Annotated in this window: 4 protein-coding genes; 3 read left to right on the forward strand and 1 reads right to left on the reverse strand. The window is 70.9% G+C overall.

Annotation, left to right across the window (positions count from 1 at the left end; genetic code table 11):
* The first annotated feature begins 73 nt into the window (after nucleotides 1-73).
* Complete coding sequence (locus SACHA_RS0103285) at nucleotides 74-943, forward strand: metal ABC transporter permease (RefSeq protein WP_019807179.1); 870 nt, start codon at nucleotides 74-76, stop codon at nucleotides 941-943.
* Nucleotides 944-1,049: 106 nt separating this feature from the next.
* Here SACHA_RS0103285 and ddaH read toward each other — a convergent pair whose 3' ends face one another.
* Nucleotides 1,050-1,874, reverse strand: coding sequence for a dimethylargininase (gene ddaH, locus SACHA_RS0103290; RefSeq protein WP_198010087.1), 825 nt, complete (start codon nucleotides 1,872-1,874; stop codon nucleotides 1,050-1,052).
* A gap of 74 nt (nucleotides 1,875-1,948) precedes the next feature.
* Here ddaH and SACHA_RS0103295 point away from each other — a divergent pair, with 74 nt between their 5' ends.
* Both SACHA_RS0103295 and SACHA_RS20030 read left to right on the forward strand, forming a co-directional pair.
* The gene (locus SACHA_RS0103295) at nucleotides 1,949-2,395 is read left to right on the forward strand and encodes an Lrp/AsnC family transcriptional regulator (protein WP_019807183.1); all 447 of its coding nucleotides are present in this window, start codon (nucleotides 1,949-1,951) and stop codon (nucleotides 2,393-2,395) included.
* Nucleotides 2,396-2,586: 191 nt separating this feature from the next.
* The coding region (locus tag SACHA_RS20030) for a 2-oxoacid:acceptor oxidoreductase subunit alpha (RefSeq protein ID WP_019807185.1) at nucleotides 2,587-4,303 on the forward strand (1,717 nt) is incomplete at its 3' end.

Below are 4,303 nucleotides of genomic sequence, written 5' to 3' on the forward strand. Positions count from 1 at the left end.
CGGTGCGCCTCGGCGCGGCGCCGGGGCGGCTGAACGGGACCGCCCGTGCGGGCTGGGGCGCGAGGTGGCGGCGATGACGCCGGACGACGTCATGATCATCGTGATCGCGGGGTTGCTGTCCACGGCGTGCGCGCTGCTCGGCGGCTTCCTGCTGCTGCGCAGGCAGGCGCTGCTGCCGGACGCGGTCAGCCACGCGGTGCTGCCCGGCATCGTGCTGATCTTCCTGCTCACCGGGGAACGCGGGTCCCCGGTGACCGTGCTCGGCGCGACCGCGTTCGGGGTGCTGTGCGTGGCGGGGTTCGAGTGGCTGCGGCACACCGACCTCGTCGGGTCGGACGCCGCCCTGGCGCTGGTGTTCCCCGCGCTGTTCTCGCTGGGCATCCTCGGCATCAGCCGCTACGCCTCGGGCGCGCACATCGACCTGGACTCGGCGATCTACGGCGACATCACGTTCGCCCCGCTGCGCACCGTGGACCTCGGCGGTGCTCCGGTGCCGTCGTCGCTGCTGGTGACCGGGGGCGCGGCCGTGGCGACGGTGCTGTTCGTCGTGCTGCTGTGGCGGCCGTTGCAGGCGAGCACGTTCGACCCGGACTTCGCCGAGCTGGGCGGTCTGCGCGGGCGGGCGGTACAGCGGATGCTACTGGTGGCCGTGGCCGGGGTGGCGGTGGTGGCCTTCGACAGCGTCGGCGCGATCCTGGTGATCACGTTCTTCGTGGTGCCCGCGGCCACGGCCCGCCTGCTGGCCCGTGGCCTGGGCGGCATGCTGCTGCTCGCCGTGGCCGTCGGCTGGATCGCCTCGGCGGTCGGTCACCGCGCCGCGCTGACGTTCGACTCCTCCATCCCCGGCACCATCGGCCTCACCACGGGCCTGCTCTTCCTGCTCGCCCTGGCCGTCAGCCGCGTGCGGCACCTCCTGAGCCGCTCACCCCGAGTGTTGCCGTGAAGGGCACATTTCCTGCGTGTGACGCAGGGAATGTGCCCCTCGCTGCGTCCGGCGCAGGGAAAGTGCCCTTCACGGCACAACACCCGCACGGGTGAGGGCACGGGTGTTACTTGCGGAGTTCGAGGGTGCAGCATTTGGGGCCGCCGCCGGATTTGCGGAGTTCCGAGATGTCCAGGGGGATCGGCTCGTAGTCGCGGATGGCCAGGCGGTCGGCGAGGCCGGTCGCCTCCACCGGGAGCACCACGTGACGGCCGTCGGAGACGGCGTTGAGGCCCAGGCACACCGCGTCGTCCGCGTCGGCGAGCACCGCGTCCGGGAAGAGGCGTTCCAGGGTGCGGCGGGAGCCCGGGGAGAACGCCCCGGGGAAGTAGGCGACCTGTGCGGGTTCGGTGTCGGTGGCCTCGGTGAGCACGAACAACGCCGTGTCGAGGTGGTAGAAGCGCGGGTCGGTCAGCCGCAGGGACACCACCGGCACCCCGAGCACCTCCTGCGCCTCGGCGTGCGCGGCCGGGTCGGTGCGGAAGCCGGTGCCCGCCAGCAGCACCCGGCCGGTCCAGGCGAAGTCGCCTTCGGCCTCGTTCACCCGTGTGGGCATCGTGACGTCCCGGAAACCGTTCTCCACGAACCAGCGGCGGAAGTGCTCCGCCTCGGCGGCCCGCTCCGGCGCGCGGAACCGCGCGCCCAGCACCCGCCCGTCGAGCACGGTGCCCGAGTTCGCGGCGAAGACCATGTCCGGCAGGCCCTCCCGCGGTTCGATCTCGGACACCGAGTGGCCGAGCCGCCGGTAGGTGTCCCGCAGCACGGTCCACTGCTCCGTCGCGCGGTCGGCGTCAACGGGCACGTCCGGGTCCATCCACGGGTTGATGACGTAGTCCACGGCGAAGTACCGCGGCGGGCACATGAGGTACTGGCGAGGCACAGGTACGCGCATACTTCGAATGTATGGTGCGTGTTATCCGGCTATCAATTGTCAGCGATTGCGCACTGGTGTGCTAAACGTTGCGTGTGAACACCTTGGATCAACGCATCGTTTCGTGCCTGGTGGCCAACGCGCGGTCGAGCTACGCGGAGATCGGTGACGTCGTGGGCCTGTCGGCACCCGCCGTCAAGCGCCGTGTCGACCGACTGCTGGACAGCGGCGTCCTGCGCGGCTTCACCGCCGTGGTCGACCCCGAGGCGCTCGGCTGGGGGACGGAGGCGTTCGTGGAGGTGCACTGCCAGGGCAACGTCTCCCCCGTCCGTATCCGGGCGCGCCTGGAACCCCTGCCCGAGGTCGTCGCCGCCTACACCGTGTCCGGGGCGGCCGACGCGATCGTGCATCTGCGGGCGGCCGACATCCACCACCTGGAGGACGCGCTGGAACGTCTGCGCGGGTTGGAGATCATCGATCGGACGGTGTCCACGGTCGTGTTGTCCACATTGTTGGAACGCCCGCCGGACCCCGGCCACTGAGGGCAGACTCGGGGCGTGGGGCCGCCGGACGCCCGGCCCGCCGGTCCCAGTGGTTGGGACCGGGAGACCCTGTTACCGCCGGTCACGGGTAAGCCGGATCACACCACACCACGCCCACCGAAAACACCAAGTAATCTCGAAGTATAGAGCGCGGGGCGCGCCGAAACCGGGAGAGAGGGAACCGCTGGCCCATGAGCACGAGCGCGAACGGGGACGGATCGGACGGTACGGTGTCCGCGGAGCGGCCGACGGAGGTCAGCAAGCTCGACCGGGTGGTGATCCGCTTCGCGGGCGACTCCGGTGACGGCATGCAGCTCACCGGTGACCGCTTCACCTCCGAGGCCGCGGCGTTCGGCAACGACCTGGCCACCCTGCCCAACTTCCCCGCCGAGATCCGCGCCCCGCAGGGCACCATCCCCGGTGTCTCCAGCTTCCAGGTGCACTTCGCCGACTACGACATCCTCACGCCCGGTGACCGTCCGGACGTGCTGGTGGCGATGAACCCCGCCGCCCTCAAGGCCAACCTCGCCGACGTGCCGCGGGGCGGCACGGTGATCGTGAACGAGGACGAGTTCACCAAGCGCAACCTGTCGAAGGTCGGCTACGAGGCCGACCCGCTGTCCGACGACACGCTGGAGCCGTTCGAGGTCCACCGGGTCGCGATGTCCGGGCTCACCCAGGGCGCCCTCGCCGACACCGGCCTCGGCAAGAAGGACGCCGAGCGCTGCAAGAACATGTTCGCGCTGGGCCTGCTGTCCTGGATGTATCACCGGCCGACCGAGGGCACCGAGGCGTTCCTGCGGGAGAAGTTCGCCAGGAAGCCGGAGATCGCCGAGGCGAACGTGCTGGCCTTCCGCGCGGGCTGGAACTACGGCGAAACCACCGAGGCCTTCGCCACGACCTACGAGGTCGCGCCCGCGAAGCTGCCGGAGGGCACCTACCGGCAGATCACCGGCAACACCGCGCTGGCCTACGGCCTGGTGGCCGCCGGGCAGCGCTCCGGGCTGGATCTGCTGCTGGGCACCTACCCGATCACTCCGGCCTCGGACGTGCTGCACGAACTGTCCAAGCACAAGAACTTCGGCATCACCACGTTCCAGGCCGAGGACGAGATCGCCGGGATCGGTGCCGCGCTCGGCGCCTCCTACGGCGGCGCGCTCGGGGTGACCTCGACCTCGGGTCCGGGCATCGCGCTGAAATCGGAGACCATCGGGCTCGGCGTGATGATCGAGCTGCCGCTGGTGGTCATCGACGTACAGCGCGGCGGCCCGTCCACGGGGCTGCCCACCAAGACCGAGCAGGCCGACCTGCTGCAGGCGATGTTCGGCCGCAACAGCGAGTCGCCGGTGGCGGTCGTGGCGCCGTCCACGCCCGCGGACTGCTTCGACGTCGCGCTGGAGGCCGCGCGCATCGCGCTGACCTACCGCACCCCGGTGCTGCTGCTGTCCGACGGTGCGGTCGCCAACGGCTCCGAGCCGTGGCTGATCCCGGACGTCGAGAACCTGCCGGACCTGCGGGTGCGGTTCGCCTCGGAGACCAACGCCGCCGACGGGTCGGAGGAGTTCTGGCCGTACGTGCGGGACCCGGAGACGCTGGCCCGCGAGTGGGCCGTGCCGGGGACGCCCGGCCTGCAGCACCGGGTCGGCGGGCTGGAGAAGGCCGACGGCAAGGGCAACATCTCCTATGACCCGGACAACCACGACCACATGGTGCGGCTGCGGCAGAACAAGATCGACGGCATCGACGTGCCGGACGTCACCGTCGACGATCCCGGCGACGGGCAGGCGCGGGTGCTGGTGCTCGGGCTGTCCGGGTTGCCAGGGTTGCCCGGGCGGTCCCCCCTGTGGGTACTGCGCTCCCGGCGGACCTTCGGAGGGTGGAACCGTCACCGTGACCTCACACCATCTT

The organism is Saccharomonospora halophila 8 (assembly GCF_000383775.1).
Taxonomy (GTDB): domain Bacteria; phylum Actinomycetota; class Actinomycetes; order Mycobacteriales; family Pseudonocardiaceae; genus Saccharomonospora; species Saccharomonospora halophila.